At 63.4% G+C, this 14,388-nt stretch carries 18 protein-coding genes; 5 read left to right on the top strand and 13 right to left on the bottom strand.

Translation table 11 applies throughout. The features are described 5' to 3' along the window. Positions 1-15: 15 nt before the first annotated feature. The gene (locus SKP52_RS07645) at positions 16-393 is read left to right on the top strand and encodes a RidA family protein (protein WP_039573559.1); all 378 of its coding nucleotides are present in this window, start codon (positions 16-18) and stop codon (positions 391-393) included. Here the strand turns inward: SKP52_RS07645 and SKP52_RS07640 are convergent. From SKP52_RS07640 to petA, 4 genes are read right to left on the bottom strand one after another with little or no spacing between them, the layout of a single operon-like run. Then, a complete protein-coding gene (locus SKP52_RS07640; RefSeq protein ID WP_039573557.1) occupies positions 390-944 on the bottom strand; it encodes an adenine phosphoribosyltransferase in 555 nt (184 codons plus the stop codon). The two genes, SKP52_RS07645 and SKP52_RS07640, sit on opposite strands and share 4 nt — an antisense overlap. 23 nt (positions 945-967) lie before the next feature. Continuing rightward, the gene (locus tag SKP52_RS07635) at positions 968-1,780 is read right to left on the bottom strand and encodes a cytochrome c1 (RefSeq protein WP_039573554.1); all 813 of its coding nucleotides are present in this window, start codon (positions 1,778-1,780) and stop codon (positions 968-970) included. A gap of 31 nt (positions 1,781-1,811) precedes the next feature. Further along, entirely contained in the window at positions 1,812-3,098 is a 1,287-nt protein-coding gene (locus SKP52_RS07630; RefSeq protein WP_039573551.1) for a cytochrome b, read from the bottom strand. 13 nt (positions 3,099-3,111) lie between these two features. After that, positions 3,112-3,669 (bottom strand): ubiquinol-cytochrome c reductase iron-sulfur subunit, encoded by a 558-nt coding sequence (gene petA / locus SKP52_RS07625; RefSeq protein ID WP_039573548.1) that lies wholly within the window; start codon positions 3,667-3,669, stop codon positions 3,112-3,114. 223 nt (positions 3,670-3,892) lie between these two features. Between petA and SKP52_RS07620 the strand changes: the two genes are divergently transcribed. Further along, positions 3,893-4,351, top strand: a complete 459-nt coding sequence (locus SKP52_RS07620; protein ID WP_039580218.1) for a tRNA (cytidine(34)-2'-O)-methyltransferase — start codon at positions 3,893-3,895, stop codon at positions 4,349-4,351. Further along, positions 4,348-5,208: an oxygen-dependent coproporphyrinogen oxidase gene (gene hemF / locus SKP52_RS07615; RefSeq protein WP_039573546.1), complete on the top strand. Its 861-nt coding sequence runs from the start codon at positions 4,348-4,350 to the stop codon at positions 5,206-5,208. The genes SKP52_RS07620 and hemF overlap by 4 nt, the downstream gene beginning before the upstream one ends. A 59-nt stretch (positions 5,209-5,267) precedes the next feature. On the opposite strand, the gene SKP52_RS07610 is transcribed toward hemF, so the two are convergent. Together SKP52_RS07610 and SKP52_RS07605 are read right to left on the bottom strand one after the other, a co-directional pair. Continuing rightward, positions 5,268-6,149 carry a hypothetical protein gene (locus SKP52_RS07610; protein WP_039573543.1) on the bottom strand — a complete coding sequence of 294 codons (882 nt, stop codon included), beginning with the start codon at positions 6,147-6,149 and terminating at the stop codon, positions 5,268-5,270. 110 nt (positions 6,150-6,259) lie between these two features. Continuing rightward, entirely contained in the window at positions 6,260-7,006 is a 747-nt protein-coding gene (locus SKP52_RS07605; RefSeq protein ID WP_039573541.1) for a glycerophosphoryl diester phosphodiesterase membrane domain-containing protein, read from the bottom strand. A 132-nt stretch (positions 7,007-7,138) separates the two neighbouring features. Here SKP52_RS07605 and lipB point away from each other — a divergent pair, with 132 nt between their 5' ends. Next, a complete protein-coding gene (lipB, locus tag SKP52_RS07600) occupies positions 7,139-7,792 on the top strand; it encodes a lipoyl(octanoyl) transferase LipB (protein ID WP_039573539.1) in 654 nt (217 codons plus the stop codon). Positions 7,793-7,801: 9 nt separating this feature from the next. After that, positions 7,802-8,146, top strand: a complete 345-nt coding sequence (locus SKP52_RS07595) for a hypothetical protein (RefSeq protein ID WP_039573536.1) — start codon at positions 7,802-7,804, stop codon at positions 8,144-8,146. Positions 8,147-8,150: 4 nt separating this feature from the next. Here the strand turns inward: SKP52_RS07595 and queE are convergent, their stop codons facing one another. The 7 genes from queE to SKP52_RS07560 all read right to left on the bottom strand — a co-directional run bounded on the left by queE (position 8,151) and on the right by SKP52_RS07560 (position 14,347). Further along, entirely contained in the window at positions 8,151-8,783 is a 633-nt protein-coding gene (gene queE / locus SKP52_RS07590; RefSeq protein ID WP_039573533.1) for a 7-carboxy-7-deazaguanine synthase, read from the bottom strand. 18 nt (positions 8,784-8,801) lie between these two features. Further along, a complete protein-coding gene (gene queC / locus SKP52_RS07585) occupies positions 8,802-9,485 on the bottom strand; it encodes a 7-cyano-7-deazaguanine synthase QueC (protein WP_039573530.1) in 684 nt (227 codons plus the stop codon). A 175-nt stretch (positions 9,486-9,660) separates the two neighbouring features. Next, the gene (locus SKP52_RS07580; protein WP_052207948.1) at positions 9,661-10,038 is read right to left on the bottom strand and encodes a hypothetical protein; all 378 of its coding nucleotides are present in this window, start codon (positions 10,036-10,038) and stop codon (positions 9,661-9,663) included. Positions 10,039-10,202: 164 nt separating this feature from the next. Continuing rightward, on the bottom strand, positions 10,203-11,126 hold the full coding sequence (gene hslO / locus SKP52_RS07575; RefSeq protein WP_228383858.1) for an Hsp33 family molecular chaperone HslO: 924 nt from the start codon (positions 11,124-11,126) through the stop codon (positions 10,203-10,205). 10 nt (positions 11,127-11,136) lie between these two features. After that, positions 11,137-12,009, bottom strand: a complete 873-nt coding sequence (gene argF, locus SKP52_RS07570) for an ornithine carbamoyltransferase (protein ID WP_052208890.1) — start codon at positions 12,007-12,009, stop codon at positions 11,137-11,139. 50 nt (positions 12,010-12,059) lie between these two features. Continuing rightward, positions 12,060-13,247, bottom strand: a complete 1,188-nt coding sequence (locus SKP52_RS07565; RefSeq protein ID WP_039573523.1) for an aspartate aminotransferase family protein — start codon at positions 13,245-13,247, stop codon at positions 12,060-12,062. Positions 13,248-13,360: 113 nt separating this feature from the next. After that, positions 13,361-14,347 carry an LLM class flavin-dependent oxidoreductase gene (locus SKP52_RS07560; RefSeq protein ID WP_039573520.1) on the bottom strand — a complete coding sequence of 329 codons (987 nt, stop codon included), beginning with the start codon at positions 14,345-14,347 and terminating at the stop codon, positions 13,361-13,363. Positions 14,348-14,388 lie beyond the last annotated feature (41 nt).

Raw genomic sequence — 14,388 nt, 5'->3', positions numbered from 1 at the left:
AGGAAGATCGCCCACATGACTTCGAAACCCGCTGCCGGCCCGCATTATTCGCCCTTCACGATCGGCGGCGGCCTCATTTTCGTGTCCGGGCAACTCCCGCTAAAGCCGGGCCGCGACACCTCATTGGCCAATGGGCCTTTCAAGGAACAGGTCAGGCAGACGCTGCAGAATCTGAAGTCCGTCCTGACGGACGCAGGCGCGGACCTGACGCAAGTGATCAAGACGACCGTCTATCTCAGCGACATATCCGACTGGGACGAGCTGGACGCCGTCTATGGCGAATTCTTCGGGGCAACGCGGCCATCGAGGAGCGTAGTGCCCACCGGACCGCTTCACTTCGGCTTCCGGGTCGAGATTGAGGCCATTGCTCTGGCTACGCCAAGCGCCGCCTAGTCGCCGTCGAAGGCGATCAGCGTTTCGCAGGCCAGACCTGCGACCTCCAGCCGTTTTGATCCGCCCAAATCAGGCAGGTCGATCACGAACAGCGCCGCTGCCACCTCGGCTCCGACACTCTGCATCAGCGCGGCGGTTGCGAGGATCGTGCCGCCGGTCGCGAGCAGATCGTCGACGAGCACGACACGGTGCCCCGGCAGAACCGCCCCTTCGTGCAGCTCCAGCCGGTCGACGCCATATTCGAGTTCATAGTCGACGCCGATGGTGACGCCGGGCAGCTTTCCCGCCTTGCGTACCGGAACGACACCCAGCCCCATCGCGGTTGCCATCGCGGCGCCGAACAGGAAGCCGCGCGCCTCGACCGCGACGATGAAGTCCGGCCGCTGCACGGCGGCGAGCGCGCTAAGTCGGCGAACGCTTTCGGCAAAGCCGACAGCGTCACCGATTAGCGTGGTGATATCGCGGAACTGGATACCCGGCTTGGGAAAGTCCGGGATGGTGCGGACGAGCGACGCGAGGTCGAGGTCCGGCTGAGGCGGGAGGGCGATCATGTTGGCCGCCCTCCCCTGTGCACTCAATGCTTCTTGTCGGCCCAGATGTTCCGGTACGACAGATAGGTCAGCACCGTGAAGATCAGCAGGAAGAAGAAGACTGCATAACCCACCTGGATGCGCTTGATCAGCTTCGGCTCAGCGGTCCAGACGAGAAATGCCGTGACGTCTTTCGCCATCTGGTCGACGGTCGCCTTGGTGCCGTCGGCATAGGTCACCTGATTGGGCGCCAGCGGCGGGGCCATCGCGAGGTTGAGGTTCGCGAAATAGGGGTTGTAGTGCAGCCCCGTGCCTGGCTGAAGTTCCTTGGGCAGGTTCTTTGGCGGGTTCTGGAAGCCGGTCAGCAGCGAATAGATATAATCCTTGCCGCCTTCGCGCGCCTTGGTGATCAGCGAGAGATCCGGCGGCAGCGCGTTGTTGTTCGCGGCGCGGGCAGCCGTTTCGTTCGCATAAGGCGAGGGGAAATAATCCGACGGCAGGCCGTCGCGTGTCGCCGGCTCACCCGTGTCGGGATTGATCGACGGCACCTGGAAACCCTTGGCGAAGGTCTTGATCTGGCCTTCGCTGTAGCCAAGGTCCGCAATGTCGCGGAAGGCGACGAGATGCAGGCCGTGGCAGGCCGAGCAGACTTCCTTGTATACCTGCATCCCGCGCTGCAGCTGGGCCTTGTCCCAATGCGGCAGCACGATGCCATCGCTGGCCAGTTTCAGATGCCGGGGGTGCTTGTGGAACGAGTGAGCGACATTCTCTTCATTGCTGAGCGGCGTCGTGAGAATCGCGAGCACCAGCGCGGTAATGAAACCGAGGCCGACGAGAAATCCGAGCGGGCGAACCATGGCTGTATCAGCTCCTATTAAAGTCCGGCGCTCAGGCCGTTGCCGAAGCCGACGTCGCGTCGGTGGCGTGTTTGGCGAGGACCGCTTCGGTGATCGAATTCGGCATCGGCAGCGGGCGTTCGATCCGCGACACGATCGGCAGGATCACCAGGAAGTGAGCGAAATAATAGATCGCACCCAGCTGGCTGAGGATCACCCACGGCTGTTCCGCCGGCTGCATGCCGCACCAGCCGAGCAGGAGCACGTCGACGACGAGGATCCAGAAGAAGATGCGGTACAGCGGACGATAGTTCGACGATTTGATCGGCGAGCTGTCGAGCCAGGGCAGGAAGAACAGCAGCGCGATCGAGCCGAACATCGCGATGACGCCCCAAAGCTTCGCGTCGATCCACAGGAAGTTGAAGGTGAAGGCCTTCAGGATCGCGTAGAAGGGCAGGAAATACCATTCAGGAACGATATGCGCCGGGGTCGAAAGCGAGTTCGCCGGAATGTAATTGTCGGCGTGACCCAGTGCGTTCGGGCTGAAGAAGGTCAGCGCGACGAAGATCAGCAGGAAGATGCCGACGCCGAAACCGTCCTTCGCGGTGTAATAGGGGTGGAACGGGACGGTGTCCTGTTCGTCCTTCACTTCGATGCCCGTCGGGTTCGACGAACCCGGGATGTGCAGCGCCCAGATGTGCAGAATGATGACGCCCGCGATCACGAACGGCAGCAGATAATGCAGCGAGAAGAAGCGGTTGAGCGTGGCGTTGTCGGGGACGAACCCGCCGAGCAGCCATTCGCGCACCGGCTCGCCCACAAGCGGTATCGCCGAGAAGAAGCCAGTGATCACCTGCGCGCCCCAGAAGCTCATCTGGCCCCACGGGAGTACGTAGCCCATGAAGGCGGTCGCCATCATCAGGAGGAAGATCACGACGCCGAGCAGCCACACCATTTCGCGCGGCGCCTTGTACGAACCGTAATAAAGGCCACGAAAAATGTGCAGATAGACGACGATGAAGAACATGCTCGCGCCGTTCATATGCGCGTAGCGGATGAACCAGCCGGCGTTCACGTCGCGCATGATATGCTCGACCGAGTTGAACGCGACGCTGGCGTTCGCGGCATAGTGCATCGCCAGAACGATACCGGTGACGATCTGGATGACCAGCGCGGCACCGGCGAGGACGCCGAAGTTCCAGAAATAGTTGAGGTTGCGCGGAACCGGATAGCCGGGACCCGTGGCGTTATAGACGAGGCGCGGAATCGGCAACTTCTCGTCCATCCACTTCATCAGCGGATGCGTCGGTTCATAGGGTTTGGCCCAGGGAAAGCTCATCTTATCTCGCTCCTCAGCCGATCGTCACGACGGTGTCGCTGGTGAAATCATAGGGCGGCACGACCAGATTCTTGGGTGCCGGGCCCTTACGGATACGCGCCGCAGTGTCGTAATGCGAACCGTGGCACGGGCAGAAATAACCCCCGAAATCGCCCTTATTCTCGCCCTCAGCGGCGCCAAGCGGCACACAACCGAGGTGCGTGCAGACGCCCAGCGTGATCAGCCAGTTTTCCTTGCCGGGCTTAGTGCGCTGGTCGATCGTTTCGGGATCGCGCAGGTCGCCGAGCGGCACCGCCTTGGCTTCGGCGATTTCCTTGGCAACGAGGTTGCGCACGAACACCGGCTGCTTGCGCCAGCTGGTCTTGATCGCCTGACCCGGCTGGATCGCCGAAATGTCGATTTCGGTCGTCGACAGCGCGAGGACGTCGGCCGACGGGTTCATCTGGTTGAGCAGCGGCAGAACCACGGCGACCGCGCCGACACCAGCGAAACTCACCGCCGCAATATTGATGAAATCCCGGCGGCGTACGCCATCCTCGATACCGGCGTTGAGTTCAGATTCACTGGCCATTCGACTGCCCTTGCATGGGTGAACTAACAAAAGTTCTCGAAGTTATGGCCGCCCCTGTTGCACGCGCACGAAAGCGCACAACCCGGCGGCCCCTCCGGGAATTGCGGGCCTGATAGCCGCACTGTCCGGGCTTGCCAACAGGCAATTTCCGCTTCCCTTGCTGTACCAAGACGCTGAGCCAATGCCTCTCGATTCCTTCGGCGACGGAGGCTATGGGCGATACATGGAAATCGCCCTGTTTCAGCCGGATATCGCGGGCAATGTCGGCACGACGTTGCGCACCGCCGCCTGCTTTGGTGTGCCCGCGCATATCATCGAGCCATGCGGCTTTCCCTTCTCCGACGGCGCGCTCAAACGCGCGGGAATGGACTATGCCGTCCGGGCCAATGTGCGCCGTCATCCCGACTGGGACGGCTTTCGCCAATGGAGCGCGGACGCGGGTCGGCGGCTTGTACTGTTGACGACCACGGGCGCGACACCCCTGCCCGGCTTCGTGTTCGAGGCGGACGACGTGCTGCTGCTCGGCGCCGAATCCTCGGGTGTGCCGCCCTATGTCCACGATGCCGCAGCGGCGCGGGTCGCGATTCCGATGCAGCCGGGCTTTCGCTCCTTGAATGTCGCGGTCGCGGCTGGCATCGCGCTCGCCGAAGCGCTCAGGCAAACGAAAGGCTTTCCGGCATGATCTCGCTCGACCCGCAGCAACAGACAGCGCGCAGCTGGTTTGAATCGCTCCGCGATCGCATCTGCGCCGAATTCGAGAAGATCGAAGCCGAAGCGGGCAGCGACGCGCGCTTTGCCTATACGCCGTGGGACCGCGAGGCCGAGGGGCTGGAGCCGGGCGAAGGTGGCGGCGGCGTACGCGGCGTGATGACGGGCCAAGTCTTTGAAAAGGTCGGCGTCAACGTCTCCACCGTCGCGGGCGAGTTCGCGCCCGATTTCGCCGGGTCGATCCACGGCGCCGGCGACGACCCCAGCTTCTTCGCCACCGGAATCAGCCTCGTCGCGCATATGGCGAACCCGCATGTCCCCGCGGTGCATATGAACACGCGATTCCTCGCGACGACGAAGCGCTGGTTCGGCGGCGGCGCCGATCTCAATCCGCCGATCGAATATGCCGAGGACACCGACGCCTTTCATGCGCGGCTGCGCGCCGCCTGCGCGCCCTTTGGCCCCGATGTTTACGGACGCTATGCCAAATGGGCCGAGGATTATTTCTATATCCCACACCGCGGCGTCCATCGCGGCGTCGGCGGCATCTTCTACGATCATCTCGAATGCGGGGACGATGCCGAGTTCGACCGCAATTTCCAGCTGACACAGGCGGTCGGCGAAGCCTTCCTCGATATCTTCCCGCAGATCGTGCGCCGCCGGATGGGCCTGCCCTTCACCGAGGCGGAGCGCGAGGCGCAGCTGATCTGGCGCGGGCGTTACGCCGAATTCAACCTCGTCTATGACCGCGGCACCTTGTTCGGGCTCAAGACCGGCGGCAATATCGATGCGATCCTAATGAGCCTGCCGCCGCTGGCGAAATGGAGCTGACATAGCAAAAGGCGCCCCCGTTTCCGGGAGCGCTCTCTGTTGCCTTGCCTCAAAAGCGATCAGGCGAAAACGTCACCCGACGCGCGTGGCGCGATGGCGCGATAGACGCCGACCGGCATCGAGAAGGAAATCATGATGATCGGCAAGTAGACGAGCGCCGCCATCACGATCATCGTCAGGATCGCGCCAACCGCCGAACCGCCGAGAATTGCGCCCAGAACGCCGCCAAAAATCATGCCTGCGATAAGCGCATAGATGAATATGCCGATCACGAAGAGCAGGTAGAAGCCAACAATCGTCCACTGCGACGGCCCCGTCAGCCGCCACGATTCACCGAGGCCGGTGACCGGATTGCGCGTCAGTTGGTTGGCCATGACGGGGCCGGCGACCATGAAGCGACCCTGCACCCACAGCAGGAAAACGACCATCGCGATATAGAGTATGACCATCAGGAGAATCGCGCCACCGCCAATGGCACTGGCGCCGCCCGATGTCAGCGCTTCCGGGGAAAATCCACCCATCCCACCGAGCGCCGCGCCGAAAATCAGCGTCAGGATGAACATGATGATAAAGATGACGATATAGGCGGCGATCATCACCACGAACATGCCAAAGGCCAACGCCGGTCCAGCCTGAAACGCCCAGGCGAAATTCGGCGCTTCTCCGGGGTGCATGCCGCCGCGCCAGATGAGCATCGAAACCCCGTAAAAGATCACCGCCGCGACCAGCGCGAACAGGAATATCTTGCCGAACGCACCCATAACGAGCGACGGGTCGTTCGGCGCCATCGCCATGGCCGAGAAGGTCGATCCGAGAAGCAGAAAACCGAGCACGCCAACGACGACCAAGGCCCCGCCTACCCATATCAGCATCTGCATCCAATTGGCCTTCATAAACGCAAAGGTTTCCGAAAAGGCCGCCCCGATACTCATTTTTGCCATGTCACTTCCCCCTGTTTTTAAACCAGATTCTTACGCTCCATCCAAGGCGGGCAAAGCCGGACGGCTTCATCCCGTTTGCGACACATCGTTATTGTTGGCGGCGACCCGCGTCACTGGAACACGTCGGACGAGGTCCGAAGCGCGAGCTGGCGATAGGCGGCGGCCGAAACTGCGATCGATGCCAGGCTGCCGACCGTGCTGAACGCAGCCTCGATGAAACCGCCGAGCATCCGCCCGAACCCCGGCTCGCTGCCGGCGATGACCGAAACGACGCCTCCGACGATCAACGCCGCGATCACGATCACCAATGCGACGAGGAAAAGGAAAAAGAAGATCGCCCAACCATTATTGCGGGTCAGATCCCAGCTCGTCCGGATCGCCTCAAAAGGATTGTAGATGCCGCGGTCGGCGACGGCGGGGGCGACAAGCGCGAGACGCCCGACAAGATAGATGCCGGGGACGATCAGCAGCAGGAAGCCAAGACCGATTGCGAACCCGCACAAAATCTGGATTGCTATCATCGTGGGGAAAACCATGAGCGCGAACGTCAGCGCCTCGCCGACGCTAACGCCGGTTCGCGACAGCCAGAGCCGCAGAATGCCGGCTGTACCGATCAGCGCGCACAGCGCGATCGCCAGCTGCCCCGGGATCATCTGGCGGAAACTTTCCTGAAATGTGGCCATGACCTGATTGATATCGGCGCCCGCCGCGGGCTCGACCGGCACCGGCCCGAACCAGGCGACCGCGAGCGCGGGCAAGAACAGAAATACGCCGGCGATCGTGCCGACCAGCGCCGTGTGCGATTTCAAAAGTTGCAGCGTGTCGTCCCACGCGGCGCCCATGTCGAATTTTACCATTGATACCCCGTCATTTTTCGATTTCCCAATTGCGCCGAAAGTGACGATCTTCCGTGCTCCTGTCCAGCCCTGTCGGCACACAGCGCAGAGGGGCTTGCGCATGACGACGCGGCGCGCCAGATAGCCGGCACAATGAGCTTTCCTGCCCCGCCCGAATGGGTCATCAGCCCCGGCCTGACCGATTATGACAAGGCATCGGCCGACATGGATGCGCGCGCGGCCGCTATCCACGCCGGCGACGCGGACGAACGGATCTGGCTGATCGAGCATCCGCCGCTCTATACCGCCGGGACCAGCGCCGATCCCGCCGAACTGCTCAACCCCCAGTTCCCGGTTTACGATGCCGGACGCGGCGGGCGCTATACTTATCATGGCCCCGGCCAGCGCGTCGGCTATGTCCAGCTCGACCTGACGCAGCGCGGACGCGACGTGCGCGCTTATGTCTCTGCGCTCGAAGGCTGGGTGATCGATGCCCTCGCGCTGCTCGGCGTCGAGGCGCGCCGGGCCGAAGGACGCATCGGTATCTGGACCGACGACTTGGGCGGCCGCGAAGCCAAGATCGGCGCCATCGGCGTGCGCGTGAAGCGCTGGGTGACGATGCACGGCTTTTCGCTGAACGTCGCCCCTGACCTCGCGCATTTCGGCGGCATCGTGCCGTGCGGGATCGCCGAGTTTCCGGTCACGAGCCTCGCAGCGCTCGGCAAAACGGCATCCTTCGCCGATGTCGATGCGGCACTTGTTCAGATGCTTCCGGCCTTTCTCGACAAGCTTTCGCCAAGCGATTAGGAACGCCGCATGACCCGCACCCTTCTCGCATCGCTCTCCCTGCTCGCCCTTGCTGCCTGTGGCGGCGGCGATACCGCCGGCAAATCGACGACCAAGCTCGACGCGGTTGAGGTCCAGCCAGGATCGGTCAGCGATTCGATGATCATCCTCGACGATGCGGTCAGCGACGGCACGGCGGTCGACAACAGCGTCCCCGACGACGGCACCAAGAAGGATGCGGCGAAGACCGACCAGGCGGACAGCACCGACGAGGCTGCCCCCGAAAGCGAAGCCGACGACAATCCCGAAGCGGTTGATATGCCGGTCGCGAAACGGTCGATCACTGCCGATTCCGCCGCGAAAAAGGGCGAATAGGCCCTTAACGCAATCCCAGATTCTTGTGCGTCTGCAGCGACAGGCGCCAGCGCGGATCATCCATCACCAGATCGATGCACGCCTGGACATTGGCGGCGGCATGTGGATCGTCGAGCGGCTGGACGAGCAGATGCGCGAAATCGAGCCCCGCAAGCCGCGCGACATCGCTGCCCGGTTGCGGCCAGACGAGCTTCAATTCATCGCCGCTCAATTGCACCAGTTCGCTGCCCGCCTTCGGGCTGACGCAGATCCAGTCGATGCTGCGCGGGATCGGAAAGGTGCCGTTGCTTTCGATCGCGATCGTGAAACCCCGTTCGTGGAGCGCGTCGATCAGCGCATCATCGACCTGCAGCATCGGTTCGCCGCCGGTGAGCACGACATAGCGATCGTCGCTGCCCGCCCCCCAGCTTTCCGCGATGACGTCGGCGAGCGCCGCGGCGATCTTATACTTTCCGCCCATGGTCCCGTCGGTCCCGACAAAATCGGTGTCGCAGAATTGGCAGACCGCCTTGGCGCGATCCTTCTCGCGCCCCGTCCACAAGTTGCAGCCGGCAAAGCGGCAGAAGACCGCCCGGCGGCCCGCCTGCGCCCCTTCGCCCTGCAGCGTCAGGAAAATCTCTTTGACGGCGTATGTCATTTACGGGGGGGCATCGGTTCAGGCGTAGCGTGTCGGGTCGGTGAGCCCCGCATCGGCGAAACCCTTGCTGCGCAAACGGCAGCTGTCGCACCCCCCGCAATGCAGTCCCTCGGGCGTCGGATCATAGCAGGACCAGCTCATCCCCGCATCCATGCCCAGCCGCGCCGCTTCGGTGGCGATATCGGCCTTGGGCATATGCTGGAGCGGCGCGTGGATGCGGAACTCGACACCCTGGTCGCCATCGCGCGTCGCGAGCCGCGCCAGATCTTCGAACCCCTGAATGAATTCGGGGCGGCAGTCGGGATAGCCCGAATAGTCGAGCGCATTGACGCCGATCACGATGTCCTGCGCCTGCCGCGCTTCGGCGAGGCCGAGGGTGAACGACAGGAAGATGAGGTTGCGCGCCGGCACGTACGTCACGGGAACATCGCTCCCGACGCCGTCCTTCGGCACGTCGATATCGGCGGTGAGCGCCGAACCGCCGAAGCGGCGCAGATCGAGCGGCAGCACAATATGCTCCGCCGCGCCGACAGTGGCGGCGATCCGCGCCGCCGATTCCAGTTCGACGCGGTGACGCTGGTTATAATCGATCGTCAGCGCGACGATGCGCGCGCCCGCTTCGCGCGCGAGGCCCGCGCACACCATCGAGTCGAGGCCGCCCGACAAAAGGACGATCAGGGTTTTTCCGGCTAGATCCTGCATCGGCGCCAAATAGTCCCGCACCGCAAGCGGTGCAAGGGCTGCGCCGCACCAAAAGAAATGGGCCGCGAGGCAATTGCCGCACGACCCAGTTCGGCATGACAGCCATTAGGGAGAAAGGGCAAACATGAAGAAGCCCTGCACCCGTCTAACGCCGCATGGTTAACAAATCGTTCGCTCAGCAGCCGCCGGTACGGCGCGCCTCGATCGCCTGCGAAAACGGCTTGCCCTCGGCGATGCCCTGCGTGTCGATCTGGACCAGTCGGTTCGTCTCGCTGCGAATCGTCGTGCGACCGTGCCCGGCGCCGGGGCAGGTATAGTGAACCGTCACCGAATTCGGCGTGTCCTCGATGACATAGCGCGAGCAGGTCGCGCGCGGATGCTGGATCTGGATCATCCGGCGCGCGTCGCCGACGCAAATCGTCTGTAACACGGCATCCTTGCCGCGTTCGCGCAGCTGCCAGCTGCCCTTTTCGAGCCGGTCGAGCATCGCCAGCGAGGGCGCCTGCGCCGGCACCGTCGTCGCAGCGGCGCAGCCGAGCGCAATCAGGGACATTCGCAATGTGGGAGAGAAGATCGCCATTCCACCTATCCATTGGCCGCCCGCAAGCGAGCGAATTGCGACCCCGTTGCTCCTTAGCTAGCAATCCGAAACTGCGTTTTCAACCGCTTGGCGCTCGATTGACCCGCTTCATCGCCGGTCGCGGACGGAATCGGCCTTCATTCCGCGCGATTATGGGTCGCAATTTCATCCAGCGGGATCGGAAAGAAGCGTGAGCAAAAGGCGCAGTCGACGACGATCCTGCCATTCTCATCAGCCATGTCGGCACGTTCGGTTTCAGGAAATTGCGCGAGCACGCCAGCGAAATAGGCGGTGCTGCACCGGCAGCCGCGCGACACCGAAACGCCCGGCTCCACGCGAACCTCATCCTCGTGGAACAGCCGCCATGCCAGCGTTTCAAGCGAAGTCGCGGGATCGGTGAGTTCCTCGTCCTTCAGCGTCGCCGCGATCGTTCGCGCATGGTCCCATTCGGGATTGTCGTGACGGACGTGCAGGCGATCACGGCCGATTTCGCCTTCGGGAAGATGCTGGAGCAACAATCCGCCGGCAAGACAGCCCGCCTCGGGATCGTGGCGCGCAGCAATCTTGATCAGGCTCGAAATCTGTTCGGACTGCTCGAAATAATGTTCGGCCGCCTCTCCGATCGACGCGCCTTCGAGCGGGACGATGCCCTGGTAACGCTCCGCCGTCGCCGCCTGGTCGAAGGTGATTGCAAGGAAGCCTTCCCCGAACAGCGCGAACAAGGTCGGGTCGGACCCGACCTCGGCCAGCCGCTCGGCGTCGAATTTCAGGTAGCCGCGCAACTCGCCGCCGCGATAGTCGCAGACGAGCAGCTCGATCGGGCCGCCGCCGGTCTGCGCCTGCAGCGTCATCTGGCCGCTCTCATCCTTCAAGGTCGAGCCAAGCAGCACGGTGAGCACCAGCGCCTCCGCCAGCAGCTTTTCGGCGACCGGCGGATAATTATGGGCCCCCATGATCGTCTGGAGCGTCGGGCCAAGCCGCACCAGCCGCCCGCGCACATGTCGCTCAGCGATGGTGAACAGCAAGGGCTGGTCGAACCAGGTTTCGATGATGTCACTCACGATATCGAACTCACAATTTTCCGAATGCCCAGAGCAGGATCGACTTTTGGGCATGGACGCGGTTTTCGGCCTCGTCCCACACGCGCGACTGCGGGCCGTCGATCACGGCATCGACCACCTCGTCGCCGCGGTGCGCGGGCAGGCAATGGAGGAAAATCGCGTCGCTCTTGGCGCCCGTCATCAGTCGTTCGTCGACCTGATAGGGCGCCATCGCCGCGATCTTGTTGTGGGCATGATCCTGTCCCATCGACACCCAGGTATCGGTGACGACCAGATCGGCGCCTGCCACAGCCTCGCGCGCATCGCGCATGATGTCGATGCGGACGCCCTTGGCGCGCGCGGCTTCGACGAAGCTCGTGTCGGGTTCATACCCCTGCGGCACACCCGCGCGGACGTGAAAGCCGAACAGGCCGGCCGCCTCGATCAGCGAGCCGAGGACATTATTGCCGTCGCCAAGCCACGCGAGTTCCAGCCCCGGCAGTGCCTTGCCGCTCTCGACGACCGTAAGCAGGTCGGCGACGATCTGGCACGGATGCGACAGATCGGTCAGCCCGTTGATCACGGGCACGCTGGCATATTCCGCGAGTTCCTCGACCTTCGCATGGTCGTCGGTGCGGATCATGATCGCGTCGGCATAACGCGACAGCACGCGCGCGGTGTCGGCAATCGTCTCGCCGCGGCCGAGCTGGGTCACGCCCGCGTCCATGATCATCGGCGTGCCGCCTAGCTGGCGGATCGCGATGTCGAATGAGGCGCGCGTGCGCGTCGAATTCTTCTCGAACACCATCGCGAGCACATGACCCGCGAGCGGCGCATCGGCGTCGACCTTGCCCTTGGGCCATCCCGCACGCGCCGCCTTGCGGTCGATTGCATCGGCGAGCATCGCGGCGACCGCGTCCCCACCCGCGTCGGACAGGTTCAGGAAATTCGGCACTAGGCTTCGGGCGGCGTGTAGCTCGCCGCGCCCGCTGAAAGTTTTTCGATGAATTCGGCGATATGGCTATCGTCGATGTTGAGCGGCGGCAGCACGCGAACGACATTCTCGCCCGCGGCAACGGTCAGCAGACCGTGATTGTCCCGCAGATGCGCCACGAACGCGCGACTGTCCGAGCTGAGCTTGAGGCCGAGCATCAGGCCGACGCCGCGAACGCTGTCGAACAGCTGGTCGTGGTTCGGGATAAGCTGTTCGAGTGCGCCACGCAGGCGCTCGCCGGTCGCCTTGACCTGATCGAGGAAGCCCTCCTCGAGCACGACGTCGAGCACCGCCTGTCCGGCCGCGCAAGCGAGCGGGTTACCGCCATAGGTCGAACCATGCGTGCCGATGACCATGCCGCGTGCGGCCTTTTCGGTCGCGAGGCAAGCGCCCATCGGGAAGCCGCCGCCGATACCCTTGGCGCTCGCCATGATGTCGGGCGTCACGCCATAATGTTCATAGGCATAAAGGTGGCCGGTGCGCGCCACGCCACACTGGACTTCGTCGAACACGAGCATCAGGTCGCGCTTGTCGCAGATATCGCGCAGTGCTTGGAGGAAGGGCTGCGACGCCGGACGGATGCCGCCCTCGCCCTGGATCGGCTCGACGAGGAAACCCGCCGTATTGTCGTCGACCAGATCGAGCGCAGCGTTGATGTCGTCGAACGGCGCATAGGCGAAGCCGGGCAGCAGCGGATCGAAACCCTTGCGCAGCTTTTCCTGATTGGTCGCCGAGATCGTGCCGAGCGTGCGGCCGTGAAAGGCGTTGTTGAACGTGATCAGCGTATGCTTTTCAGCATTGCCCGCACTCGAATGATAGGCACGCGCGGTCTTGATCGCACATTCGACCGCTTCGGCGCCCGAGTTGGTCAGGAAAACCGTGTCGGCAAAAGTATTCTCGACCAAGCGCGCCGCATAGGCCTCGCCCTGCGGACTGCCATAGAGGTTCGACACATGCATCAGCGTCGCGGCTTGGTCCTGGATCGCCTTCGTCAGATGCGGGTGGCCGTGACCGAGCAGGTTGACCGCGATGCCGCTCGCGAAGTCGAGATAACGCTCGCCTCGCTCGCCGATCAAATAGGCGCCCTCGCCGCGAACCGGACGCACAGCACACCGGGGGTATACGGGCATCAGCGGCGTGATCGTCATGGCAGGCACCTTTCAGGCAAAAGTAAAAAGGCGACCCCCTACGGGCCGCCCTTGGTCGGACCGCTCCTATACTGCCGCGGCCGGAGCCGCGTCAACATGGGGGTGACAGGCGACTAGAGCGCCCTTCCCGCTTCCATCGTCAATGCGAGCGAGTGCTTACGCGCATCATGATCGTACATCGACGACGCAATGATCACCTCATCAACCCCGGTGCGCGCGACGAAGGCCTTCAGCCCGGCCGCAATATCGTCAGCCGTGCCGACCGCCGAACATTGCAATACATGGTCGAGGATCGCGCGCGCATTCGGCGGCAGGCTGTTCTTATAGCCCTCGAGCGGCGGCTGCATTTTGCCCGGATTGCCGGTGCGGAGCGCGACGAACGCCTGTTGCTGCGACGAGGCGAGTAACTCGGCTTCTTCGCGCGTATCCGCGGCGAAGCTGTTGAACGCCGCCGCCACATAAGGTTCGGCGAGCTGCGCCGAAGGTTTGAACTGGCGGCGATAGATATCGAGCGCCTCGTCGAGCGCGTCGGGCGCGAAATGGCTGGCGAACGCATAGGGGAGCCCGAGCATCGCAGCGAGCTGGGCACCAAAGGTACTCGATCCCAATATCCAAAGCGGAATATGCGTGCCCGCCCCTGGCACTGCGGTGATACCTAGCTGTTCGTCCCCGGCCAGAAAGGCTTGAAGCTCGAGCACATCCTGCGGAAACTGGCGCTCGTCGCTGGCGAGGGTGCGGCGCAGTGCGCGAGCGACGCGCTGGTCAGATCCCGGCGCGCGGCCGAGGCCAAGGTCGATGCGGCCGGGGAACAGGGCCTCAAGCGTTCCAAACTGCTCGGCGATTACCATCGGGGCATGATTGGGCAGCATGATGCCCGCCGACCCGATGCGAATGGTCTTGGTAGCGTGGCCAAGATGCGCGAGCACGACCGAGGTCGCGGCGCTCGCAATTCCGGCCATGCCGTGGTGCTCGGCCACCCAATAACGCGCATAGCCGAGTTCTTCGGCGTGGCAGGCGAGGTCGGCGGCATTGGCTAGCGACTGGGCGATCGTTCCGGTTTCGGTCACGGGCACGAGGTCGAGGAAAGAGAGTTTCGTCATGAAACCGATATGCGGTCGCGGGGGCAGCGGTTCAAGCGCAG

The organism is Sphingopyxis fribergensis (assembly GCF_000803645.1).
Classification (GTDB): Bacteria; Pseudomonadota; Alphaproteobacteria; order Sphingomonadales; family Sphingomonadaceae; genus Sphingopyxis; species Sphingopyxis fribergensis.
Note: the sequence above shows the minus strand (reverse complement) of the source record. Positions and strands in the feature narration are given on the sequence as shown.